Origin of the sequence: Curtobacterium sp. BH-2-1-1 (assembly GCF_001806325.1) — a bacterium.
GTDB lineage: Bacteria > Actinomycetota > Actinomycetes > Actinomycetales > Microbacteriaceae > Curtobacterium.
The window spans coordinates 2,687,981-2,708,881 of the sequence record NZ_CP017580.1; the positions used below are offsets into that span (position 1 = coordinate 2,687,981).

Genomic DNA, 20,901 nt, shown 5'->3' on the forward strand with positions numbered 1-20,901 from the left:
CCCGTCCGTCACCTGGTCGCGTCCACGACGCGCACCTTCCGTCAGGAACGCAACCAGGCCGTCCCCACACCCGACAGTGCGCCGTCTGCCACCGGCGCGGAGGCGAGCAGCAGCTCGCCTGCGGGGAGGTCGTACGGCTCGTCGCCGAACACCGTCACGCTCGTCCAGCCGTTCGGCCGGCGGAACGCGAGCACGTCGTCGCGGCCGGTCTCGAGCCACTCGAGGTGTTCCTCGGACTGCAGCTGGCCGCGCAGGCCGAGCGCCTTCCGGTACAGGTTCAGCGTCGAGTCGGGGTCGGCGTCCTCGGCCTCGACCGACACATCGGCGAACCACGCCGGCTGCGGCAGGTGCGCACCGCCGTCGCCGAACCCGAAGCTCCTGCCGCTCCGGGTCCAGGGGAGCGGCACGCGGCAGCCGTCACGGCCGACGTCGACGCCCGGGTTCCGGAAGAACGCCGGGTCCTGGCGGTCGGCGTCGGGGATGTCGCCGACCTCCTGCAGGCCGAGCTCCTCGCCCTGGTAGAGGTAGGCCGAGCCGGGCAGCGCGAGTTCGAGCAGCGTCGCCGCGGTGGCACGGCGGAGCCCGAGCGAGCGGTCGAGCGCGTCCTGCGAGCCGCCGGCGAGCAGCCAGGCGCTGCCCTGCTTCTCCTCGGCGCCGTTGCGTGCCGGCAGGGCGTAGCGGGTGGCGTGCCGGACGACGTCGTGGTTCGAGAAGACCCACGTGGTCGACGACCCGGACTCCTCGGCGAGCCCGAGGTTGAACTCGATGATGCTCCGGAACTGCCCGGCGTCGAAGTCGGCCTCGAGCAGGTCGAAGTTGAACGCCTGCCCGAGCCCCTCGGCGCTGGCGTACCGGGCGCGGCGGTCGGCGGCGACCCACGCCTCGGCGACGGCCGTGCGTGCGGGCGTGTACTCGTCGAAGACCTTCCGCCACTCGGCGTAGATCTCGTGGACGTCGTCGCGGTCCCAGAGGATGTGCGAGCCGTCCTTCGGCGACGCGAGGACCTCGGCCCACGTCGGGAGCGGGCCCGACGGCAGGTCCTTCGCCAGGCCGTGCGCGACGTCGATGCGGAACCCGTCCACACCGCGGTCGGACCAGAAGCGGAGGGTGTGCAGGAAGTCGTCGCGGACCTCGCGGTTCGCCCAGTTGAGGTCGGGCTGTTCCTTGGCGAAGTTGTGCAGGTACCACTGGCCGTCGCCGACCGCGGTCCAGGCCGGGCCGCCGAAGATCGACACCCAGTCGGCAGGGGCGCCCTCGCCGGACGGCCCGGTGCCGTCGCGGAACACGTAGCGGTCGCGTGCCGGGCTGCCCTTCGGGGACGCCAGGGCCTCGCGGAACCACTCGTGCCGGTCGCTCGTGTGGTTCGGGACGACGTCGACGATCACGCGGATCCCGGCACCGTGCAGCGCCGCGACCATCTCGTCGAAGTCTTCGAGCGTGCCGAGGCGCGGGTCGACGTCCCGGTAGTCGTCCACGTCGTAGCCGCCGTCGGCGAGGGCGGACGGGTAGAACGGGCTGAGCCAGACGGCCTCGATCCCGAGGGACGCCAGGTACGGCACCTTCGCGGTGACACCGGGCAGGTCGCCGATGCCGTCGCCGTTCGCGTCGGCGAAGGACCGCGGGTAGATCTGGTAGACGCTGGCCTGGCGCCACCAGGTGCTGCTCCCGTCCTCGGTCGCGGGTGCGGCGGCGGTCTCGACGACGTCGGTCATGGTGGGGGTCCTCTCGGTTGCGGAGTCGGTGGTCGTCACTTGATCGCGCCCTGCGTGACCCCGGCCATCACCCAGCGCTGCGTGAACAGGTAGACGATGATCGCCGGCGCCATCGCCATCAGGTACGAGGCGAACGACACGTTGTAGTTGTTGCTGAACTGCGTCTGGAACATCTGCTGCAGCACCGGCAGGGTCTGCAGCGCCGGGTTCGAGGTGATCAGCGAAGGCATCACGAAGTCGTTCCAGGACGCGAGGAACGCGAAGATGCCGACGGTGGCGCTCATGGGTGCCAGCAGCGGGAACACGAGTCGCCAGAACACCTGCCCCGTGCTCGCACCGTCGATGCGGGCACTCTCCTCCAGTTCGGCCGGGATCGACCGCAGGAACGCGGTGAAGAGCAGCACGCTGAACGACAGCTGGAACATGACGTGCAGGATCGCGACGCCGAACGGGTTGTCGAGGTGCGCCAGGCCGGTGAGCTTCACCTGCGACAGGGCGAGCACCGGGAACGGCAGGAACATCGCGGCGAGCAGGTAGAAGAACGACCAGCGGAAGAGCCTGCGGTCCCAGTTCCGGGCGATCGCGTACGCCGTGAACGAGGCGAGCAGGATCGTGCCGACGACGGTGATCGCGGCGACGAGCACCGAGACGCCGAACGCGCGCGGGAAGTCCGTCAGCTGCCAGGCCTGCACGAAGCCGTCGACGCTGAACGGCGCCGGGAGGGAGAACGCGTTGCCGTCGACCGCCTGGCTCGTCGTCTTGAACGCCATCGTGATCGTCACGTACAGCGGGACGAGGACGGACAGGGTGCAGAGGACGAGGACGACCGTGACCGGCCAGTTGAAGCGCTCGCCACGACGGCCGGCGTTCCGATCGGCGTCGACGGAGCGGATGGTGCCGGTCGCGGTGGTCCCCGGCTGGAGGGGTGCCTGGATGGTCATCAGAGCGCTGCCTTCCCGCGGGTCGCCCGCAGCTGGATCACGGCGATGACGACCGCGATGACGAAGAAGATCGTGGCGTTCGCCATCTGGTAGGCGTAGTCGCCGCCGTTGAAGCCCTTGAAGATCGACATCGCCACGCTGGTGGTCGAGGTGCCGGGGCCGCCGTCGGTGAGGCCGACGATGATGTCGTACGAGTTCAGGAAGTTCTTGAACCCGATCACGAGGTTGATGAGGATGTAGCCCGCCGTGAGCGGTGCCGTGATCGACACGAGCTGCCGCCAGGCGCTCGCGCCGTCGAGCGCCGACGCCTCGTACACCTCGGCCGGGATCGAGAGCACGCCGGCGATGTAGATGAGCAGTGTCGACGGGATCGCCTGCCACGCGGTCACGACCACGATCGCGATCCACGCCAGGTCCGGGTTCGCGAGGATGCTCTGCTCGAGCGGCGCGAAGCCGAGCGTGGTCGCGAGCGCCGGCAGGCTGTTCGCGAACAGGAACGAGAACACGTAGGCGATGACGATGCCGGAGATCACCATGGGCAGCACGAACACGGCGCGGAGGGTGATCTTGCCGCGGACCTTCGAGGTCAGGGCGATCGCGAGCAGGAACGCGACCGCGTTCACGACGAGGACCGTGACGAGCGAGAACCCGATCGTGAACAGGTACGCCTGCAGGATCGCCGGGTCGCTGAACACGGCGACGTAGTTCGTCAGGCCGATGAACCGGAAGTCACCGAAGCCGACGGAGTCGGTGAAGCTCAGCACGATGCCCATCACGGCGGGGAGCGTGATCGCCAGGGTGAAGAGCAGGAGGGTGGGGATCAGGAAGACCAGGAAGAGCGGGTCGGTCCGGCTGCGCTTCGTGCGCAGTCCGGCTCCGCCCCGTCGTCCGGACTGGAGGCGCGATGCGGCTCCGCCCCGTCGGCGGCTGCCCGCCGTCGTGACGGATTCTGTGGTCGTGGTGGCCAAGGTCGTCTCCTTACGCGGCCGTACGGAGCGCGAGACGCGCCCAGTCGCCGTCGAGGGTGCGGAGTTGGGGAGCGGGGGCACCGCCGAAGGCGATGGACTGCAGGTAGTTCGCCACCGGGATCTCGGCGGGGATGAGCTGCGAGGCGCCCAGGGAGAACTTCGCCTGGTCGTAGGAGTCCTGCATGCCGCGGAGCGCGGGGTTCGATGCGGGTGGCGAGTCCTTCCGGACGCCGAAACCGTTGTTGTCGGCGTTGTACTTGTCGTTCACGGCGGGGCTCATCAGGAACGACAGGAATTCGCGCGCCGCCTCCTTCTTGCGGGACGCCTCCGGGATCCAGAGGCCGAGGTCGACGTTCACGCGCACCTTGTTGTCGGCGGCGTCGTCGGTCGCCGGGAACGGGAACGTGCCGAGGTCGATGTCCTTGTTCGACTTCGCGATCTCACCGAGCGCCCACGGCCCCTGCAGGTACATCGCGGCCTTCCCCTGCGCGAACGCGAGGTTGCCGTCGCCGTACCCGCGGCTCGCCGCGCCCTTCTGGTGCCACTGCAGGAGGTCCACCATGCGGTCGACGGGGGCGGCGAAGTCCTTCTCGAACGAGACGCTCGAGCTCGTGCCCACCTTCGTGCCCTCGCGGTCGAGTGCCGCGAAGGTCTGCTGCAGGTCGAGCATCCCGCCCACCGAGTAGTCGAACATGCCCTGGGCGATCGTCCAGTTGTCCTTGTAGGTGCCGTACATGGGGGTGATGCCGGCCTTGGTGAGTCGTTCGCAGACGTCTCTGAACTCGCTCCACGTGGTGGGCACGTCGATGCCCTGGTCGGCGAAGATCTGCTTGTTGTAGATCACCGACGCTGCGGTCACCGAGTACGGCAGCACGCTCGTCCGACCCGGGTAGTCCGCGGTCTGCTTCATGAGCGGCCACAGGTCGGGGTTGATCGTGTCCCTCTCCGGCAGGTCCGACAGGTCGGAGAGGGCACCGTGCTCGACGAACGAGACCATCGCGTAGTTGTAGTTCAGGCAGCCGAGGTCCGGCGGTCGGTTCCGGACGAAGTTGGCGGACATGTTCGACGTCGAGTCGCGGATGACGCGGATCCTCGACTGGCTGTCGTGGAACTTCGCGATGACCTCGTCGAAGTAGCCGATGACCTCGGGCTTCGACACGTAGAACGTGATCGTCTCGGGGCGGCTGCTCGAGGAACCGAGCGGGGCACACCCGGCGAGGGCCAGGCCCGCTCCGATGCCGCCCGCCCCGAGCAGGAACCCGCGGCGGCTGAGCGCGGCGGCGTTCCTGGTGGTGGCGTGTGTCTGCACGTCGTCTCCGTCCGTCCGGACCCGGCGTCCCTGCCGTTCCGGTTCGCGGTCCGGCTCCACTGCCGCCCGCAGAACTAAATCTAGCGACAAAATCTAATTCTGCAAGGAACTGTTTCCGCGGTAGTGTGCGGGCATGCCGCCGCCCCGTGGAACGAGCGCAGAGACGCTGCTCGCGTACGCCTTCTCCGTGCGCGCGTTCACCGCGACCGAGGCGATCGACACGACCGGCCTGACCCGTTCGACCGTCCTCGCCGCGTGCGAGGAGCTCGTCCGCCTCGGTTGGGTCCGCGAACTCGACGACGCCCGGGCCGCGGGGGAGTACCGCATCGGCCGACCGGCGCGCCGGTACGAGCTCGACACCGCCGGCGGCGTGGTCGTCGGCATCGACGCCGGGCAGCACCGGGTGACCGTGCTCGTCGCCGATCTGCGCGGCACCGTGCTCGGCCGTGCCGAAGGGGCACTCGGCGACTCCGGTCTCGACGTCCCGGTCCGGCTCGGGGTCGTCGGCGAGACCGTCGCCGCCGCACTCCTCGACGCCGGGGTCGACCCGCTGCGGGTGCTCGTGTCCGTCGTCGGCATCCCCGCCCCCGTGGACGCCGGCGGCGCGTCACCCGGCGACGGCGGGTTCTGGGACCGGATGAACCCGGGCTTCGCCGACGCCGTCCCGGGGCACCGGGTCGTGGTCGAGAACGACGCCAACCTCGCCGCGCTCGCCGAACGGCCCTCCTCGGGCGACGCCTCGTTCGCAGCGCTGCTGTCCGGCGAGCGGTTCGGCAGCGGACTCGTCGTCGACGGGGTCCTGCTCCGGGGTGCCCACGGCGGCGCGGGGGAGATGCGCGTGCTCGACCTCGTCGAGGGTGTCGGGTCGTCCGACGGCATCGGTGCCACCGCCCGCCGGCTCGTCGCCGAAGCGCTCGCCGCGGGCGACGTCCCGCCGGACAGCCCCCTCGCCGCGGACGCCGACGCCTCCGTCCTGTTCCGCGCGGCGCACGACGGGGACCCGGTCGCCCTCGGCATCGTCGACCGCCTGGGGGACCGGTTGGCCCGCGTCTGCGTCCTGCTCGTCAGCCTGCTCGACATCGATCGCGTGGTCGTCGCGGGGGCCATCGCCGAGCCCGCCGGTGCCGTGATCGACCGGGCGCGGGCCTGGCTCGACGGCGCGGGGTTCGACCCGGTCCCCGAGATCGTCGCGTCGACGCTGGGTGCCGACGTCGTGGTGCTCGGTGCGGTCGCGCACGCGGTCGACGCGGTCCGGGCGGCGCCGCTGTCCTTCGCCCTGACGACACGCCCGGCTGTCCCCGCGCTGTGACGATCGGACCGGTCCGGACACTGCTGGGGTGAAGGGGGTGGTCATGGACCGATCACGAGAACCGGACACAGCACTGGTCCGGGCGGCGGGGAACGGCGACCGGGCAGCGGGCGTCGCGCTCTTCGACCGCTACGTGGCGACGGTGACCCGGTACGCCTGGGCGCTCGTCCCGTCGCGCCAGGACGTCGAGGAGGTCGTCCAGGACACGTTCGTGACGCTCTGGCGACGGGCGGCTTCCATCGAGCTCCCCGACGAATCGATCCTGCCGTGGCTGCTGGTGGTCAGCCGCAACCACGCGGCGAACCTCCGGCGCACGCACCAGCGGCACCAGGGCGACGAACTGCCGGACGACCTGCCGGCACCGGTCGAGGACGACGACGCCCGAGACCGGCTGCGCTGGGTCAGAGCCGAGATCGACGCGCTCTCGCCGATCGACCGGCAGGTGTGCGAGCTGTGCCTCATCGACGGCCGTTCGTACGCCGAAGCCGCGACTGCGCTCGGATTGAGCGTCGGAGCGGTCAGACAGCGGGTCGCGCGATCGCGGGCCCGGATCAAGAAGGCGGTGACGCACGATGAGCTCTGAACCTCCCGTCGGAGACGACCTGCAGCAGATGATCGTCGGCATGCGCCAGCGCTTCGTCGCACACCTCGACGCCGAACCCCGTCGGGTCTCCGTCCGCAAGCGTGTCGGGATCGCCGTCGCGATCGTGGCGCTGCTCGGTGTCGGCACCGCGAGTGGAGCGGTCGCGCTCGGGATGATCCCGAGTCCGATCGCCGCGCCGCCGGCTCCGAGCGCCTCGAGTCCCGCAGCGGTGCCCCGGCCGGACCGGACGGCTTCGTCTGCTCCCATCCGCCCGACCACCCGGCCGTCCTCGCCGACGTCCGGTGGTGTCGCGGCATCGATCCCGGACTCGTGCGCCGCGGCGGTGCCGTCAGCCGATTCCGCGCGGCTGTTCGGCCAGCGGAAGGTCGAGCAGATCCGACCCGTCGCACCCGGCGGAGTCGGATCGAGCTACTGGGTCGACCCGGACGAACCGTTCGTCGCCGACGCGGCCCTCGTCTGCCGGTGGTCCCAGACCGGGAGCCCGGAAGAATCGGACAACCTCTTCCTCGCGATGGGGTCGACCGCGGAAGGGACCCTCGACGAGCGACTCAGCGCACACGAGCAGGCGGGTTGGTCGTGCACCGATCGGCTCGGTGGGCGGGCCTGTCAGCACAGCGAGTCGTCGGACTACTACGGCGACCCGCTGGAGACCACCCACACGTTCTTCGTCCGGGGGGACACGTGGATCTCGGTGACGCAGACCAACACGCCCACGGACGGGCTGCTCGAGGTGCTGGTCCGGCAGACGTGGCGGTGAGACGGAGGTGACGGGGCACTGGAACCACGACACGCACGTCCACCGGCGCTCCTCGGTCACCTGGCGCCGTCCGCGCTGATCGTCACCGGCAGGCTCGCGCCGGACCCGTCGCCGTCGTGGCTGCTCACGTCGAGGACGGCGTCGCCCACCGGCAGGGCGTCGGGCAGGTCGAAGCGCCCGGCGACCGTGAACTGCTCGCCCTGCGGGGTCGGCCGCCCGAGCAGCACCGGGTCACCGGTCGACTCGGGCGTGATGGTCACCGTGACGTCGTCGGACGCACGGAACGCGCCGCCGCCGTCCTCGCAGTCGCGGGAGAGCCAGTCGACGTGCAGGTCGACCGTGCCGGGGTGCAGGTCCGAGTCGCCGAGGTCGGTCGAGGTTCCGGCGCAGGACGCGGCCGCTCCGCTCTGCACGCCACAACCCTCCACCTCCGAGCGGTCCATCGGGTCATGATCTCGGTACGTTCGGGGTGTGGGGAACGAACGATCAGCTGAACAGACCGAGCCGGAGCACGACCCGTACGCCCGGCGCCCGGGCTACGTCACCGCCATCGACGGCCGGACCGACCGGGTCACGACTGCGGCGGCGGTCGGCGCGGGCGTCGGCCTCGTCACGTCCTGGGCGCTCGGCTTCTCCCAAGCGCCCGAATGGGTCGTGTGGGCGGGGGCCATCGCCGTCGGTGTGACGACGTGGCTGCTGCTGCGCGCTCGACAACGTCGCCGCGATCGAAGTGAAGGCCGCGCGCCCGGCGCCGTCGCCCGTGCCCGCGACCGTGCGATCGCCGACGCGAACGGCGGCCGACGCTTCTTCGTCGCCCCGAACCCAGTCATCCTGATCGTGATGGGCGGGATCTTCATCGCGCTCGCCGTCGGCACGCTCGGGCTCGGGAGCATGTCGGTCGTCACCGTGATCCGGACGATCGTCCTGGTCGGCGGTGGCGCGTACTTCGTCGTCCAGGGCATCGGCACCCTCGTCGTGCGCCGCCGCTCGCCCGACCCCCGCTGACCCCCGCCGCCGCCTCGTCCGCGCCGAACCACGAATCCGACATCGAACCAGCGGCGCTGCCTGGTTCGACGTCGGATTCGTGGTTCGACATCCGCGTCGGCCACGTCGGCCTCGACGGACCGCCAGCGTGACCGCCGCGCCGGTCAGCCCCGCGGGACCGGCGTCAACCGCTGCAACTGCGTCACGTGCCCCGGCTCGAGCTCGTCGAGCGAGGCCACCCCGAGCAGCCGCATCGTCCGCTCGATCTGCTCGGACAGGATCTGGATCATCCGGTCGACCCCGGCCTCGCCACCCGCCATCAGGCCGTACAGGTACGCCCGACCGACCATCGTGAACTTCGCGCCGAGGGCCACCGCGGCGACGATGTCGGCGCCGGACATGATGCCCGTGTCGAGGTGCACCTCGGTGTCCTTGCCGACCTCGCGGACGACGGGGGGGAGCAGGTGGAACGGGACGGGAGCACGGTCGAGCTGCCGGCCGCCGTGGTTCGACAGCGTGATCCCGTCGACGCCCATGTCAGCGAGGCGCTTCGCGTCCGCCAGTGACTGCACGCCCTTGACGACGACCTTGCCCTTCCACTGCGACCGGATCCACTCGAGGTCCTCGTAGGTGACGGTCGGGTCGAACATGTGGTCGAGGAGCTCGCCGACGGTGCCGGACCAGCGGTCGAGCGACGCGAACGCCAACGGCTCGGTGGTGAGGAAGTCGAACCACCACCAGGGCCGCGGGATCGCGTTCAGCACGGTGCGGGCGCTCAGCTGCGGCGGGATGGAGAACCCGTTGCGCTTGTCCCGCAGCCGAGCACCGGCGACGGGCACGTCCACGGTGACGAGCAGCGTGTCGAACCCGGCCTTCTCGGCGCGGGAGACGAGCGCCATCGACTTCTCGCGGTCCTTCCACATGTAGAGCTGGAACCAGTTGCGGCCCGACGGGTTGGCGTCGCGGACGTCCTCGATCGCGGTGGTCCCCATCGTGGAGAGCGAGAACGGGATGCCGGCGCGGCCTGCTGCCCGGGCTCCGGCGCGCTCGCCCTCGGTCTGCATCATGCGCGTGAAACCGGTCGGGGCGATGCCGAACGGGTATGCGACGGGCGCACCGAGCACGTCGCGCGACGTGTCGACCTTCGAGACGTCGCGCAGGATCGCGGGGGTGAACTCGATGTCCTCGAACGCCTGGCGGGCACGGGCGAGGGAGATCTCGGCCTCGGCGGCGCCCTCGGTGTAGTCGAACGCGGCCTTCGGCGTGCGTCGGGCGGCGATGTCGCGCAGGTCCCAGATCGTCAGCGCCGACTCGAGACGCTGTCGCCGACCCGGCAGCGACGGCTTCTTGAACTGCATGAGCGGCGCGAGGTCGCGCACGGTCGGCAGCTGCCGCTTGATCGGAGAACGCCGGGCCGACGGCGCCCCGGGGGTCGCTGCCGGAGCGCCCGTCGCGGGGTCGACGCGGTGCTGGTCGTCGGTCGAGGTCATACAGACATCCTACGTCTCGGGGTGGATCGGTGGGGGGAATGGTCGGCTCGCGGGGTGTAGCGCACGGGTTCGACGGAACGGGCGATCGTCGAGCGCAGGGCCTCGAGCGAGGCGCCACCCAGGCCGCCGAGCCCGACCGCCCGCGCCTGCACGAGGACGTTGCCGAGCGCGGTCGCCTCGACCGGCCCGGCGAGCACGGGGAGCCCGGTGCGGTCGGCGGTGAGCTGGCAGAGGAGCCGGTTCTGCGATCCTCCGCCGACGACGTGCACCTGTCGGACGTCTCGGCCCGTGACGGCGACGATCGTCTCGAGGGTCGAGGCGTACGCCGAGGCGAGCGATTCGAGGATCGACCGTACGGTCTCGGCCCGCGATGCCGGGGCGGCGAGTCCGTGTGCACCGCACCAGGCGGCGATCCGTGCCGGCATGTCACCCGGCGCGGTGAACGTGTCGTCCGCGACGTCGAAGACGGGGACCGGGGCGGTGACGTCCGCTGCGGAGGCGAGCAGCGCCTCCAGGTCGACGCGCTCGCCACCACGCTCCCACGTGCGGACGCTCTCGGAGAGCAGCCACAGTCCGGACACGTTCTTCAGGAACCGGACGCGTCCGTCGACGCCGCCCTCGTTGGTGCAGTTGGCCTCGCGAGCCGCGTCCGACAGGACGGGTGCGTCGAGCTCGACGCCGACGAGCGACCAGGTGCCGGACGAGATGTACGCGAAGTCCGGGTCGGTGGCCGGTACCGCCACCACGGCCGAGGCCGTGTCGTGGGAGCCGACGAGCGTGACCGGCGCGGTGCCGCCGACCGCCTCGGCGACGGCGGGCAGCAGGGGACCGAGTCGGTCGCCCGGGTCGCGCAGGGTGGGCAGGAGTCCGCTCGGGAGGCGCGCAGCAGCCCGCAACGCCGGGTCCCACCCGCGGGTGGTCGCGTTCAGGACCCCGGTCGTCGAGGCGTTCGTGCGCTCGGCCGCCTCGACGCCGGTCAGCCAGTAGCCGAGCAGGTCGGGCACGAGCAGCGCCCGTTGCGCGAGCTGCAGGGACGGGTCGGCGGCGAACTGGAACAGGGTGTTGAACGGCAGGTGTTGCAGGCCGTTCCGGGCGTACAGCTCGGCGGCGGAGAGTCGCTCGTGCACGGTCGCGACGCCGCCGTCGTGTCGTGCGTCGCGGTAGTGGGACGGCAGCCCGAGCAGCCGCCCGCCACGGAGCAGACCGTAGTCGACCGCCCACGAGTCGATGCCGATGCTGGCGATGTCCGGGGTCCGGGCGAAGGCGTCGCCGAGGCCCGCGGTGACCTGCCGGTACAGCTCGACGACGTCCCAGTGCAGCGCTTCGCGGTCGCCCTCGTGGAGCGCGACCGGACCGTTGGGGAACCGGGCGACGTGCTCCATCCGGACGCCGTCGGTGTCGACGTGGCCGACGATCACCCGCCCGCTCGTGGCACCGAGGTCGACCGCGGCGACGCTGCCGCTGTTCGTCACGCTGCTCCCTCTGTCCCGGACATCAGCGCAGGAACGCGGCCGCGACACCGGCGTCGACGGGGACGTGCAGGCCGGTCGTGTGCGAGAAGTCGTCGGTGCAGATGGCGTAGACGGCGTTGGCGACGTTCTCGGGCACGACCTCGCGCTTGAGGATCGTGCGCTGGGCGTAGAACTTGCCGAGGTCCTGCTCCTCGATGCCGTACGTCTTCGCCCGGTTCGCACCCCAGCCGGACGCGAAGATGCCCGAGCCACGGACGACACCGTCGGGGTTGATGCCGTTGACGCGCACCCCGTGCTCACCGAGTTCGGCCGCCAGCAGCCGGACCTGGTGCGCCTGGTCGGCCTTGGTCGCCGAGTAGGCGATGTTGTTCGGACCGGCGAACACCGAGTTCTTCGACGAGATGTACACGATGTCGCCGCCGAGGCCCTGCTCGATGAGGACCTTCGCGGCCGCCTTCGACACCAGGAACGAGCCCTTCGCCATGACGTCGTGCTGCAGGTCCCAGTCCTGCTCGGTGGTCTCGAGCAGGCTCTTGCTGAGGCTCAGCCCGGCGTTGTTCACGACGAGGTCGAGGCCGCCGAAGTGCAGGAGCGTCTGCTCGATCGCGTGGTCGATCGCGCCGGCGTCCGTCACGTTCGCGGCGACGCCGATCGCCGTGTCGGTGTTCCCGATCTCGGCCGCGGCCTCCTGCGCCTTGGCGAGGTCGAGGTCCGCGATGACGACCGCGGCGCCCTCGGCCGCCAGGCGCTTCGCGATGGCCTTGCCGATGCCGCTCGCGGCTCCGGTGACGAGGGCGATGCGCGTGGCGAGCTTCTTCGGTGCGGGCATCCGCTGGAGCTTCGCCTCCTCGAGGGCCCAGTACTCGATGCGGAACTTCTCGGCCTCGTCGATGGGGGCGTAGGTGCTGAGGGACTCCGCGCCCCGCATGACGTTGATCGCGTTCACGTAGAACTCGCCGGCGACGCGGGCGGTCTGGGCGTCCTTGCCGTAGGAGAACATGCCGATGCCCGGGACGAGCACGATGAGCGGGTCGGCGCCGCGGATCGCCGGGCTCGTCTCGTCGGCGTGCCGGTCGTAGTAGGCCTGGTAGTCGACGCGGTACTGCTCGTGGAGCTCGTGCAGGCGGGCGGTCTGCTCCTCGACCGATGCCGTGGCGGGCAGGTCGAGGATGAGCGGCTTCACCTTGGTGCGGAGGAAGTGGTCCGGGCAGCTCGTCCCGAGGGCCGCGAGCTCCTCTGCCCGTGACGACGCGAGGAAGTCGAGCACCGCCGGGCTGTCGGTGAAGCTGCCGACGACGGGCTTGTCGTGCCCGGCGATGCCCCGGATCGTCGGGGCGAGGGCTGCGGCGCGCGCGCGGCGTTCGTCCGTCGGCAGCGCCTCGAAGCCTCGGCGGACGGGGCCGAACGGCTGGTCCTTCCCGTGTTCGGCGATGAATGATTCTGCGGTGTCGATGATCCAGCGGGAGTTCGCCTCGGCCTCGGCGCTGGTGTCGCCCCAGGCGGTGATGCCGTGGCCGCCGAGGATCGTGCCGATCGCCGCGGGGTGGTTCCGCTTGACCGCCGCGATGTCGAGCCCGAGCTGGAACCCCGGTCGGCGCCACGGCACCCAGACCACCTTGTCGCCGAAGACCTGCTCGGTCAGGGCCGGGCCGTCGGCGGCGGTCGCGATGGCGATGCCGGCGTCGGGGTGCAGGTGGTCGACGTGCGCGGCGTCGACGAGGGCGTGCATCGCGGTGTCGATGGAGGGTGCTGCCCCACCGCGACCGAACAGGGTGTGGTCGAACGCGGCGACCATCTCGTCCTCGCGCTCCACGCCGGGGTAGACGTCCTGCAGGGCGCGGACGCGGTCGACGCGCAGGACTGCGAGGCCCGCCGGGGTGAGGGTGCCGAGGTCGCCGCCGGAGCCCTTCACCCAGAGCAGCTCCACCGGTTCGCCCGTGACGGGGTCGGTGTCGGTGCCCTTGGCGGAGGTGTTGCCGCCCGCGTAGTTCGTGATCCGCGGATCCGAGCCGAGCGCGTTCGAACGTGCGACGAGCGCACTGATCGTCGTGTCTGCGTCGGTGCCGTGCGTTGCGGGGTCCACCCGGGCCTCCAGTCCTGTGCTTGTCATGATGTCTACGCGCCCCAGCCGGCCTGGACGCCGCCGACCCGGTCCTCGGCGATCTGCCGCTGGTAGCCGGAGTCGAGGTATGCGTGCATCGGGTTCGCGGGGAGACCGCGGGACTCGCGCCACGCGGCGAGGTCGGCCCGGACGTCGGTCTGGTACGCGTCCATGAAGATCTCGTTCGCGCCGAGGACGTCGTGCGCCTCCTGTGCGGCGGTCAGTGCGACGCGGTCGAGGAGCAGTGCTCGGGCCGTCATCTCCTGGACGTTGAGCACCGAGCGGATCTGCCCGGGGATCTTGTCCTCGATGTTGTGGCACTGGTCGAGCATGAACGCGACGTCGGGGTTGTCGTAGCCGCCGCCGCGGATGACCTCGACGAGGATGCGGAACAACTGGAACGGGTCGGCGGCGCCCACGATGAGGTCGTCGTCGGCGTAGAAGCGCGAGTTGAAGTCGAAGCTGCCGAGCTTGCCGAGGCGCAGGAGCTGCATGACGATGAACTCGATGTTCGTGCCGGGGGCGTGGTGGCCGGTGTCGAGGCAGACCATCGCCTTGTCGCCGAGCGCCGCCGTCTGCACGTAGCTCGTGCCCCAGTCCGGGACGTCCGTGTGGTAGAACGACGGCTCGAAGAACTTGTACTCGAGCACGAGGCGCTGGTCCGGGCCGAGGCGGTCGTAGATCGTGGTCAGCGAGTCGTGGAGGCGGTCCTGGCGGGAGCGCATGTCCTCCTGGCCGGGGTAGTTGGAGCCCTCCGCGAGCCAGATCTTCAGGTCGCGGGAACCCGTGGCGTCCATCACGTCGATGCAGCGCAGGTGGTGGTCGATCGCCTTCTGCCGGATCGTCTCGTCGACGTGGGTCAGGGCGCCGAACTTGTAGTCGTCGTCCTGGAAGGTGTTCGAGTTGACGGTGCCGAGGGAGACGCCGTGCTCTTCTGCGTGGCGCTTCAGGTCGGCGAAGTCGTCGACGAGGTCCCACGGGATGTGGAGCGCGACGGTCGGTGCGAGCCCGGTGTACCGGTGGACCTGGGCAGCGTCGGCGATCTTCTCGTAGGGGTCGCGCGGGGTGCCGGGGGTCCCGAACACCTTGAAGCGGGTGCCGGAGTTGCCGAACGCCCAGCTCGGGAGCTCGATCGCCTGCCGGGCCAGCTGGCCGGCGACGGAGCTGAAGCTCGCTGATGTCATCGTGTCACTTCCTCGTGTCGATTGAATCGTTTCATACGGTACGTGCTGCGCGGGGTTCGCGCAAGCCGGGGTGGGTGACGAACCACGTTTCCGACATCGAACCGGGCGGTGAGGCTGGTTCGACGTCGGGAACGTGGTTCGACACGGGGCGGAGCGACGCCCCGCAAGCCGCCGAGCGCCGCCGCGCCGCGCCGCGGCCGCCGCTACCCCGCGGGGACGGCGGCCGGCGCGCGCAGCTCGTGCGTGCCTCCCGACACGCGCTGCTCCGCAGCACCGGGCAGCCGCACCACCGCGGTGCCGCCCTCGGGCACGGTCACCCGCACGAGCAACTCTCCGTCGACGAGCTCCCACCGCACGGCGACGTGCCCGTGCACGGTGTCCAGCGAGGTCGACGCCCACTTGAGACCGCCTCCGGGCTGCGGCGCCACGAGCACCGACTCGTACCCGGGCGTCAACGGCGCGAGACCACCGACCACGCGGTGCATCCAGTCCGCCACGGCACCGAGCGCGTAGTGGTTGAACGACGTCATCTGGCCCGGGTTGATCGTGCCGTCCGGCAGCATCGAGTCCCACCGCTCCCACACCGTCGTCGCGCCCATCGTCACCGGGTACAGCCACGACGGGCACTCGGTCTGCAGCAGCAGCCGGTACGCGTCCTCGAGGTGTCCGGTCTGCGTCAGCGCATCCGTGATGAACGGCGTCCCGGCGAAGCCCGTCGAGATCCGGTACCCGGACTGCTCGACGAGCTCCGCCAGACGGTCGCCGGCCGTGGCCTGCTCCGCCTCGGACAGGATCCCGAACACGATCGCGAGCGTGTACACGGTCGTGCAGTCGGACAGGATCCGACCGTCGTCCTGCAGGTAGTGGGTCCGGAAGCCGGCCTGGAGGCGCGACGCGAGTTCCCGGAACTCGCTCGCCTCCGCCTCGTGGCCGCCCAACAGCTCGGCCGCGTCCGCCGCGATGGTGGCGGACCGGTACGCGCAGATCGTCGCGACGACGCCCTTGTCGGCCTTCGCCGCCGCGGGGTCCTCCGGCGGGGCGTCCGGGTCCAGCCAGTCGCCGAACTGGAACACGGTGTCCCACAGGTCCTCTGGGGAGAGGTGGTCGCGGACCCGCCGGAGGTGCGCGGCCATGGACGGGAACTGCTCCTCGAGCACCGCGGTGTCGCCGTACGCCTGGTAGAGCGTCCAGGGCACCCACACCCCGGCGTCCGACCAGACGGCGGTGGCGTCGGGCTTGCCGAAGTCCTCGGCGGGGGAGTACTTCAGCACGTCCGGCACGACGAAGGGGATGATGCCGTCGGCGTGCTGCTGCTCGAGCCACACGTCGCGGAGCCAGTCGCCGAGGAACGCCCGCGTGTCGAAGAGGTACGAGGCCGTCGGCGCGAACGCCGCGATGTCGCCGGTCCACCCGAGTCGTTCGTCGCGCTGCGGGCAGTCGGTCGGCACGCTGAGGAAGTTGCCCTGCATGCCCCGCACCACGTTGTCGTGGAAGGTGTTCAGCAGCTCGTGGCTCGACTCGAACGTGCCGGTGCGGGGGAGGTCCGACCCGACCTGCACCGCGGTGAGGGCGGCGCGGAGCTCGTCGAGCGTGCCGGGCCACCCGTCGACCTGGGCGTACCGGAAGCCGTGGAACGTGAAGCGCGGCTCGAAGACGTCCTGGCCGTCCCCGCTCAGGGTGAAGTGGTCGGTGGCCTTCGCGGTGCGCAGGGGACGCGTGCCGAGCTCGTCGTGCTCGAGGACCTCGGCGTGCTGCAGGGTCAGGACCGTCCCCGCCGGGCCGGACGCGGTCACCCGGATCCAGCCGACGAGGTTCACGCCGAAGTCGACCAGCGTGGCGCCGGCGGGGCTCGTCCAGACCTCGACCGGGGCGATCTCGGCGAGCGGTCGGACGGGCGGCACGGTGTCGGCGACGAGCTCGCGCTCCCCGAGGTCCACCGTGTGCACCGTGCTCGTGCGGCCCTCGTGCCCGTCCACGCTCGGCACCGTCACGTCGCCGGGCGTGAGGAAGGAGCCGTCGCGCAGGCGGGCGTCGATGTCCTCGCCGTCGTAGAGCTGGTCGGCCGTGATCGCGCTCGACAGTGCCTGCCAGTCGGTGTCGGTCGCGACGAGCTGTTCGTGGCCGTCGGCGAAGGTGACGCGGAGTTCGGCGAACCCGGCGACCTCGTCGGCGTACCAGCCGCCACCGCCGCCCCAGGCGAGGCGTCCGGCGGCCCAGCCCTTGCCGAGGACGAGCGCGAGGACGGCGGCGCCACCCGGCTCGGCGTCGGTGAGGTGTGCCGTGACGTCGTGCGAGACGACGCGGACGCGCCACTCGTAGCTCGTCCACCCCGGCTCGAGCAGGTGGTCGGAGACGCGCTGCCCGCCGAGCCAGGCCTCGACGACGCCGAGGGCGCTGACGTCGAGGGTCGCGCTCGTCACGGCACCGTGGCCGTCGTCGAGGGTGAACTCCCGGCGCAGGATCGGTGCGCTCCCGAGGTCGGCGTCGCTCGCGATGAACGGTGCTGTCCAGGCGGTCATGTGGTGTGTCCTTTCACGCGACCGGTCGTCGTCGACCGGTGCGGGGGTCGTGGGCCCGGCCACCCGCCCGCGGGGGCGGGGTGGTGGAGGCGGGTCGCGCCTCCAGGCCGTGGATCGGGCGTCAGCCCTTGACGGCGCCGCTCGTCATGCCGGCGACGATCTGACGGTTGAAGAAGATGTAGAGGATCAGCGGCGGGATCGTGATGAGCAGCACGTCCGTGAACAGCAGGTTCAGCTGGCTGACCGACTGGCTCTGGAACGTGTACAGCGTCTGCTGCACCGTCGCGTTCTCGGAACCCGGCAGGAAGTACAGCGGGTTCGTGAAGTCGTTGAACACGGTCACCGACTGCACGAGCACGACCGTGATGATGACCGGCTTGAGCAGCGGCAGGACGACCCCGAAGAACAGACGGATCGGACCGGCGCCGTCGAGCACGGCTGCCTCGTCGAGCTCCTTGGGGATCGTCGCGACGAACGCCCGGAAGAGCAGGATGCAGAACGAGAGGCCGAAGGTCGCCTCGATGAGGATCATCCCGCCCATGGTCTTGAACAGGTTGAGCCCCTGCAGCACCCAGATCGTCGGGACGATCGCGGGCGGGACGATGAGGCCGGCCAGGACGAAGAAGTTGATCAGGCCGTTCCACTTGCTCGGCCGCCGTTGCAGGACGTAGCCGACCATCGCGGAGAACACCACCATGATGATGACGCTCCCCACGGTTAGCACGGCGCTGTTCATGAACGATCGCAGGATCCCGCCGTCGCCGGTCTGCATGACCGCCACGAGGTTCTGCCACAGCTGCCACTGGGTCGGCAGGCTGAAGCCGAGCTGGTTGGCCTCGGCCGGGCTCTTCGCGGCCTGCAGCAGGACGAAGACGAACGGCACGAGGAAGACCACGAAGCTGACGACGATCGCGACGATGCCGATGACCCACTTGCGTGCGGTGTGCGGGCTCCGTCGGCGCGGGGTGGGCGTCTTCGCGGCGCCGGCGCCGGCGCGTCGGCCGGTGGTGATCGCGGTCACAGGTCCGCCTCCTTGCGGTTGATGAGCCAGGAGATCGGGACCATGATCGCCGTGACCACGATGAACAACACGACGTTGCCGGCGGTCGACAGCCCGTAGAACCCGGCCTGGTACTGCTTGTAGATCACGCTCGCGATGACGTCGCTCGTGAAGCCGGGTCCGCCGCCGGTCATCGCCCAGATGAGGTCGAACGATCGCAGGCCGCCGATGAGCGACAGGATGATGACCGTCCCCATCGCCGGGCGGGACAGCGGCAGCGTGATGTTCTTGAAGATCGTCCACGCGCTGGCGCCGTCGACCCGGGCGGCCTCGAAGTACTCCTGGGGGATCGCCACGATGCCGGCGATGAAGATGAGCGTCGCGATGCCGACGCCCTTCCAGACGTCCACCGCGGCGACGCTCCAGAGGGCGAGGGCCGGGTCGGTCAGCCACCCCGGTGTGGGGAGGCCGACCGCCCCGAGGGCGCCGTTGATGATCCCGTGGAAGGGGTCCATCAGCGCCTTGAACGTGATGCCGATGCCGATGGTCGACACCAGCACGGGGAAGAACACCACCGCTCGGAGGTACCCGCGCCCGAGCACGGGGCTCGTGAGGAGCAGGGCGAGGGCGAGTCCGAGGACCACCTTCGCCGCGCTCGTCACGAACCCGTACTCGAACGTGTGCACGAACCCGGAGACGAGCTGCGGGTCCTGGAAGAACCGGACGAAGTTGTCGAAGCCGATGAAGGTCTGGTCGAACAGCGTCCAGCGGGTGAGCGAGAAGTAGAACCCCGCGAAGGTCGGGACCGCGAAGAACACGACGTAGAGCGCGATCGCCGGGATGAAGAACCAGGCCGGGTAGAACGAGCGCATGCGGCGCCGTGCCGGCCCGGGGCCTGCCTTCGTGGTCTGCGGCGGGGCCACCGCCGTCGTGAGGGTCGCGGTCACCGGATCACCAGCCCTTGATGCCGAGCTGCTGGGCCTGCTGGACGACGTCGTCGTCGTACTGGTCAGCGCCCTTCGCCGCGTTCGTGATGCCCGAGCCGACCTGCACGCAGATCTTCTCGAGGTTCGGGCCCTTGATCGGGGAGAGGAACTCGAGCGCCGGGCTCGCCTTGCCGTCGTCGAGGTACTTCTGCAGGTCGCCGATCATCGGCGGGACGGAGTCGGGCAGGGTGCAGGTCGAGATGACGTACGGGCCACCGGGGGTGCCGGTGTCGTTCTGCACCTTGCAGCCCTCGGACGAGTTCGCGAAGGCGACGAACTTCTTGGCGGCCGCGAGCTTGTCACCCGTGGTCGTCTTCGGGATGTAGAGGCCGTTCGGCTCCCAGATGGTGAGGTTCGTGTCGTCCGCGTTCTCCGCCGGGAGGGCGAAGGCGCCGATGTCGTTCACCGCGTCGGGCGAGTCCTGCTGGATCGCCGAGATCGCGTTGGTCAGCATCGGGTACTGGGCACCCTTGCCCTCGGCGAGCATCTTCAGGCCGTTCGCCTGCGTGGCGGACGCGTAGTCCTCGTTGTAGAGGTCCTTGTCCTTGCCCTCCTGGAGGTGCTGGAACCCGGCCAGTGCCGGCTGCTCCGCGTAGGACTCCTTGTGCTTCGTGTACTGCGTCGCCCAGTTCTTCTGCTGCGCGGTGATGTTCGCGAAGTCGCCGAGGACGAACAGCTGGCTGGTCCAGGTGTCGCCGTAGGTCTGGATGATCGGCGCGATGCCGGCGTCCTTGATCTTCTCGCTGTTGCTGATGAAGTCCGCCCACGTGGTCGGGACGCTCAGGCCGAGGTCCGCGTAGACCTTCTTGTTGTAGAGGACGGCGCCGCCGAAGCTGGTGCCGAACGGTGCGCCGTACATGCCCTTGTCGGTGCTGACGACCTTGGTGAACTGCGGGTCGACGTCCTTCGCCCAGCTCTCCTTCGAGAGGTCGACGAGCGTGTTGTCCGGGTTGAGCGCCTGCATGAGCGAGCCGGAGTTGTAGTTGAAGACGTCGGCCATCTCGCCGGTCGACAGCCGGGTCTTCACCAGGTTGTCGCCGTCGGTGCCCTGCGGCTTCGTGTCGAACTTGACGGTGATGTCGGGGTTCGCCTTCTCGAACGCGGCGATGAGCGGCTTCGCGGTGGCGGCGGTGGCCTCGGCGTTGTCGGCGAGGTACGTGATCGTGACCTTGCCGCCGCCGCTGCCGGTGTCGGCGGAGCCGCCCGACGAGCACGCGGCCAGGCTGCCGATGAGGACCGCGGCGCCGCCGATGGCGAGCAACCTGGTGGTCAGGGGACGAGCTGACATTCCTTACCTCCTCGTAAGGCCCGGGACTGGGGGAACCCGGGTGAAACGGACCCGGTCACCGCGCCGATGCGGTTCCCGGTGGTGCTGTTTAGAACGTTTCAATCGGAATGGAACCATGCGGATTGAAGCGTGTCAATCACCGATCCTGATTCGTTACGCAAGTGCGCGGTCCCGCCGGCCGCGGGAGCCGGGAGGCGCGGGTCGGCCCCGGCGGGCGGGGCGCGCTGGGCGGGCGGTGCGGCTGCGCTGGCGGCAAAGCGACACTGTGCCGTCGAAC

The 20,901-nt window shown here is 70.4% G+C and carries 17 protein-coding genes; 4 read left to right on the forward strand and 13 right to left on the reverse strand.

Annotated features, from left to right (window positions below):
* Positions 1 to 41 precede the first annotated feature (41 nt).
* Genes BJK06_RS12860 through BJK06_RS12875 form a run of 4 tightly spaced genes read right to left on the reverse strand, consistent with a single transcriptional unit; the run spans position 42 to position 4,930 of the window.
* Complete coding sequence (locus BJK06_RS12860; RefSeq protein WP_070418227.1) at positions 42 to 1,712, reverse strand: glycoside hydrolase family 13 protein; 1,671 nt, start codon at positions 1,710 to 1,712, stop codon at positions 42 to 44.
* A 35-nt stretch (positions 1,713 to 1,747) separates the two neighbouring features.
* The gene (locus tag BJK06_RS12865; protein WP_070418228.1) at positions 1,748 to 2,653 is read right to left on the reverse strand and encodes a carbohydrate ABC transporter permease; all 906 of its coding nucleotides are present in this window, start codon (positions 2,651 to 2,653) and stop codon (positions 1,748 to 1,750) included.
* The gene (locus BJK06_RS12870) at positions 2,653 to 3,621 is read right to left on the reverse strand and encodes a carbohydrate ABC transporter permease (protein ID WP_070418229.1); all 969 of its coding nucleotides are present in this window, start codon (positions 3,619 to 3,621) and stop codon (positions 2,653 to 2,655) included. The genes BJK06_RS12865 and BJK06_RS12870 overlap by 1 nt, the downstream gene beginning before the upstream one ends.
* 10 nt (positions 3,622 to 3,631) lie before the next feature.
* The gene (locus BJK06_RS12875) at positions 3,632 to 4,930 is read right to left on the reverse strand and encodes an ABC transporter substrate-binding protein (protein WP_070419450.1); all 1,299 of its coding nucleotides are present in this window, start codon (positions 4,928 to 4,930) and stop codon (positions 3,632 to 3,634) included.
* Between the two features lie 133 nt (positions 4,931 to 5,063).
* Between BJK06_RS12875 and BJK06_RS12880 the strand changes: the two genes are divergently transcribed.
* The 3 genes from BJK06_RS12880 to BJK06_RS12890 are packed head-to-tail and all read left to right on the forward strand — an operon-like array spanning position 5,064 to position 7,600.
* The gene (locus tag BJK06_RS12880; protein ID WP_070418230.1) at positions 5,064 to 6,239 is read left to right on the forward strand and encodes an ROK family protein; all 1,176 of its coding nucleotides are present in this window, start codon (positions 5,064 to 5,066) and stop codon (positions 6,237 to 6,239) included.
* 43 nt (positions 6,240 to 6,282) lie between these two features.
* The gene (locus tag BJK06_RS12885) at positions 6,283 to 6,822 is read left to right on the forward strand and encodes an RNA polymerase sigma factor (RefSeq protein ID WP_083295452.1); all 540 of its coding nucleotides are present in this window, start codon (positions 6,283 to 6,285) and stop codon (positions 6,820 to 6,822) included.
* Positions 6,812 to 7,600 carry a hypothetical protein gene (locus BJK06_RS12890; RefSeq protein ID WP_156794861.1) on the forward strand — a complete coding sequence of 263 codons (789 nt, stop codon included), beginning with the start codon at positions 6,812 to 6,814 and terminating at the stop codon, positions 7,598 to 7,600. The genes BJK06_RS12885 and BJK06_RS12890 overlap by 11 nt, the downstream gene beginning before the upstream one ends.
* Before the next feature lie 56 nt (positions 7,601 to 7,656).
* Here the strand turns inward: BJK06_RS12890 and BJK06_RS12895 are convergent, their stop codons facing one another.
* A complete protein-coding gene (locus BJK06_RS12895) occupies positions 7,657 to 8,013 on the reverse strand; it encodes a hypothetical protein (RefSeq protein ID WP_156794862.1) in 357 nt (118 codons plus the stop codon).
* A gap of 58 nt (positions 8,014 to 8,071) precedes the next feature.
* On the opposite strand from BJK06_RS12895, the gene BJK06_RS12900 reads away from it, so the two are divergent.
* Positions 8,072 to 8,605, forward strand: coding sequence for a hypothetical protein (locus BJK06_RS12900; RefSeq protein WP_070418234.1), 534 nt, complete (start codon positions 8,072 to 8,074; stop codon positions 8,603 to 8,605).
* A gap of 143 nt (positions 8,606 to 8,748) precedes the next feature.
* On the opposite strand, the gene BJK06_RS12905 is transcribed toward BJK06_RS12900, so the two are convergent.
* From BJK06_RS12905 to BJK06_RS12940, 8 genes are all read right to left on the reverse strand, one after another.
* On the reverse strand, positions 8,749 to 9,942 hold the full coding sequence (locus tag BJK06_RS12905) for an alpha-hydroxy acid oxidase (RefSeq protein WP_070419451.1): 1,194 nt from the start codon (positions 9,940 to 9,942) through the stop codon (positions 8,749 to 8,751).
* Between the two features lie 128 nt (positions 9,943 to 10,070).
* Positions 10,071 to 11,546, reverse strand: a complete 1,476-nt coding sequence (locus BJK06_RS12910) for a rhamnulokinase family protein (protein ID WP_070418235.1) — start codon at positions 11,544 to 11,546, stop codon at positions 10,071 to 10,073.
* Between the two features lie 22 nt (positions 11,547 to 11,568).
* A complete protein-coding gene (locus BJK06_RS12915; protein WP_083295239.1) occupies positions 11,569 to 13,656 on the reverse strand; it encodes a bifunctional aldolase/short-chain dehydrogenase in 2,088 nt (695 codons plus the stop codon).
* A gap of 5 nt (positions 13,657 to 13,661) precedes the next feature.
* Positions 13,662 to 14,831 (reverse strand): L-rhamnose isomerase, encoded by a 1,170-nt coding sequence (rhaI, locus tag BJK06_RS12920; RefSeq protein WP_070418237.1) that lies wholly within the window; start codon positions 14,829 to 14,831, stop codon positions 13,662 to 13,664.
* 203 nt (positions 14,832 to 15,034) lie between these two features.
* Positions 15,035 to 17,350: a family 78 glycoside hydrolase catalytic domain gene (locus tag BJK06_RS12925; protein WP_070418238.1), complete on the reverse strand. Its 2,316-nt coding sequence runs from the start codon at positions 17,348 to 17,350 to the stop codon at positions 15,035 to 15,037.
* 121 nt (positions 17,351 to 17,471) lie between these two features.
* Positions 17,472 to 18,275 carry a carbohydrate ABC transporter permease gene (locus tag BJK06_RS12930; protein WP_070419452.1) on the reverse strand — a complete coding sequence of 268 codons (804 nt, stop codon included), beginning with the start codon at positions 18,273 to 18,275 and terminating at the stop codon, positions 17,472 to 17,474.
* A 92-nt stretch (positions 18,276 to 18,367) separates the two neighbouring features.
* Entirely contained in the window at positions 18,368 to 19,222 is an 855-nt protein-coding gene (locus BJK06_RS12935; RefSeq protein ID WP_083295454.1) for a carbohydrate ABC transporter permease, read from the reverse strand.
* A 79-nt stretch (positions 19,223 to 19,301) separates the two neighbouring features.
* Complete coding sequence (locus tag BJK06_RS12940) at positions 19,302 to 20,624, reverse strand: ABC transporter substrate-binding protein (protein WP_070418239.1); 1,323 nt, start codon at positions 20,622 to 20,624, stop codon at positions 19,302 to 19,304.
* Positions 20,625 to 20,901 lie beyond the last annotated feature (277 nt).